The following is a 3056-nucleotide window of genomic DNA, read 5'->3' as shown; positions in this document are numbered from 1 at the left end:
GCAGGCCCAGCAGGCCCAGCAGGCCCAGCAGGCCCAGCAGGTGCCTGGGGGGCTCGGTCCGGAGTTTCCCGCCGGTCACCGGGCGGCCGCCGCTCACGACCCCTGGCGGAACTACGACCCCTGGGCCGCCGAGCCCCTCCAGCACCACGGGGCCGCAGCGGAGGTGCCGGGCGGGCGCCGCGGGCGGACCGGGCGCGCGCTGGTCCTCGGCATCGCGCTGCTCGCGCTCGTCTCCGGCGGCGTCGGCGGGGCCGTGGGCGCCTATCTGGAGCGCAACGGGGGCATCGACGACGTCCGGCTCCCGCAGGCCGACGTCGAGGCCAGGGACCGGGCGCCGGACAGCGTGGCCGGTATCGCGGCCAGCGCGCTGCCGAGCGTGGTGACCCTGCACGTGAACGGTTCGGACGAGCAGGGCACCGGTACGGGCTTCGTGCTCGACCGGCGCGGCCACATCCTCACCAACAACCACGTCGTCGACCCGGCGGACGGCGGTGGCGGGATATCCGTGACCTTCAGCGGCGGTGAGACCGCCGAGGCCGAGATCGTGGGGCACGACAGCGGCTACGACCTCGCCGTGGTCAAGGTCACCGGTGTCAGCGGCCTCAGGCCCCTCTCGCTCGGCAACTCCGACAACGTCGAGGTCGGCGATCCCGTGGTCGCCATCGGAGCCCCCTTCGACCTGGAGAACACGGTCACGGCCGGGATCATCAGCGCCAAGGAGCGTCCGATCACGGCGGGCGGCGAGAAGGGCGACGGCAGCGACATCTCGTACGTGGACGCGCTGCAGACGGACGCTCCGATAAACCCCGGCAACTCCGGCGGCCCCCTGGTCGACTCCCAGGCCCGCGTCATCGGGATCAACAGCGCCATCCGCTCCGCGGACAGCGGCTCCGCACTGGAGGGCACCCAGTCCGGCTCGATCGGCCTCGGCTTCGCCATCCCCATCAACCAGGGCAAGCGCGTCGCCGAGGAGCTGATCAACACCGGCAGGGCGACCCACCCGGTGATCGGCGTCACGCTGGACATGGACTACGGCGGCGACGGCGCCCGCGTCGGCACCGAGGGCAACGACGGCGGTCCCCCGGTCAACCGGGGCGGTCCGGGCGCACGGGCCGGGATCAGGGCCGGTGACGTCATCACCGAGATCGACGGGCAGCGCGTGCGCTCCGGCGAGGAGCTCATCGTCAAGACGCGGGCGCACCGGCCCGGCGACCGGCTGGAGCTGACGCTGGAGCGCGACGGCAGGGAACGGAAGGTCACCCTCGTCCTCGGCTCCGCCGACGGCGACTGACCCGGCCCGGCCGGCCGGCGGGACCGACGGGACCGGCCGGCCGACGCGGCCGGCCGCCCGTGGCGGACATCCCGGGGAACCGTACGTGTACACGCGGTCGGGGAGCCCGGGACAGTACCGGTCGGACGGGATGGACGGGTACCGTGGATCCGGCCCGGACCACGGAATGACCTGCCGAGCACCGAGGACATCGCAAGGAGCTGCAAGGTGTTCAATGACATAGGACCGCTCGAGCTGGTGACGATCATCGTCCTCGCCGTGCTCGTCTTCGGTCCGGAGAAGCTCCCGAAGATGATCCAGGACGTCACGCGCACCATTCGCAAGATCCGTGACTTCTCGGAGAGCGCCAAGGCGGACATCCGTGAGGAGCTGGGTCCGGAGTTCAAGGACTTCGAGTTCGAGGACCTGAACCCCAAGACGTTCATCCGCAAGCAGCTGGACAACGACGAGCTGGGGCTCAAGGAGATCCGCAACGGCTTCGACCTGAAGAAGGAGATGGCCGAGGTCACGGACGCCGTGCACGGCAGGGACTCCGATCCGGCGTCGGCGTCGTCCTCCCCGGCCGCGGGCGCCACGGGCGGTTCCGTCGACCTGACGAAGAAGCGCGAGAAGCTCGCGGCGGACGAGCGCCCGCCCTTCGACGCGGACGCGACCTGAGCCCGAGCGGTTCGTGACCCGGGCCCCGGGCAGGTCGTGACCTGAGCCCCGGCGGCCCGCAGGGCCCGTGGCGGGCGGCGCGCCCGCCGTCCGGAACACGTTTCACTTTCAGCCGTACGCCGTCCGTCCTCCCGCCCGCCGCCCGGCTCGCACCCGTTCGGGACGAGCCGGAGACAGGGCGTATGTGCGCCATGTGCCGACCGGCTTCACTGGCCGCCGCCGGGCTGTGACTATCCTGCCTAGTTGTTGTGCGGACCGGAAGAACGCCCGAAGGGGGGCGGGCCACCCGGTCCGACGAGAACGAGGAGGCGTCCGGGCAGATGGAGACGACAAGTCGGGTGGGCGCGCAGGCGCCGGCGGCGGGGGGCGGACAGCAGCTCCCCTCCGCCCGGCGCACGGTCGACGGCTACCTGCTGGCGCCCTTCCCGTGGTACGGCCTCGACGAGGCCTTCACGGGACCGCGCTGGCTGATGCAGGTCGGGGCCGCGGCCGACGGGACCATCGAGCACGGTTCGGTCGGACACGGCGACGAGCCGTCGGTCCGCAGCGAGTCCACCGAGGACAAGGAGCGGTTCGCGGTCGTGGTCACCGTCGCCGCCAATCCGGTGCGGCGCAGCGCCGACGGCACGGGGATGATGGAGGCCACCTCGGTGTCCTCCGCGGCCTGGCTCGCGGGAGTGGGGCTGCTGTCCTTCACCTGGCCGGGGCAGATGGACCACACCCTGCGCGACGACTGGCTGGACCAGCAGACCGAGACGGCGTGGGTCCTGGCGGACGACCTGACGGGCCCCGACTGGTCGACGCTGTCCCTGCCCGTGGACGGGGTGCCGACGCCCTTCCACTACCGGGAGTCCGAGTTCGGCTGGGTCCTGGCGGGCTCGACGCAGGAAGGGGTGCACGTGGGGGCGTACGGGCGGGGGATGAGCGCGTACGGGGTGGCCTTCGCCGTGATCAAGGACATCAGCACGTACGCCTAGGCGGCGGGCCGTGTGGTGAAGCGACGGCCGGTGGGGGCCGGTCGCGCAGTTCCCCGCGCCCCTGAAGACCCAGGGGCGCGGGGAACTGCGCGCCCGGCCACGACGGACCCGCCCGGCCACGACGGACCCGC

The 3056-nt window shown here is 72.6% G+C and carries 3 protein-coding genes; all 3 read left to right on the top strand.

What is annotated here, in order from left to right; genetic code table 11:
- On the top strand, positions 1 to 1291 hold a 1291-nt coding region (locus tag HO151_RS06400), incomplete at its 5' end, for a S1C family serine protease (protein ID WP_217422922.1).
- A 207-nt stretch (positions 1292 to 1498) separates the two neighbouring features.
- Positions 1499 to 1948 carry a sec-independent translocase gene (locus HO151_RS06395; protein WP_173895123.1) on the top strand — a complete coding sequence of 150 codons (450 nt, stop codon included), beginning with the start codon at positions 1499 to 1501 and terminating at the stop codon, positions 1946 to 1948.
- Positions 1949 to 2268: 320 nt separating this feature from the next.
- Complete coding sequence (locus tag HO151_RS06390; protein WP_173895122.1) at positions 2269 to 2925, top strand: hypothetical protein; 657 nt, start codon at positions 2269 to 2271, stop codon at positions 2923 to 2925.
- Positions 2926 to 3056: the final 131 nt, after the last annotated feature.

This window comes from Streptomyces sp. 8P21H-1 (genome assembly GCF_013302945.1).
Note: the sequence above shows the minus strand (reverse complement) of the source record. Positions and strands in the feature narration are given on the sequence as shown.

Excerpts from the sequence above, each read along its gene's own strand:
- HO151_RS06390 (WP_173895122.1), top strand. The coding sequence starts at position 2,269 with ATGGAGACGACAAGTCGGGTGGGCGCGCAGGCGCCGGCGGCGGGGGGC.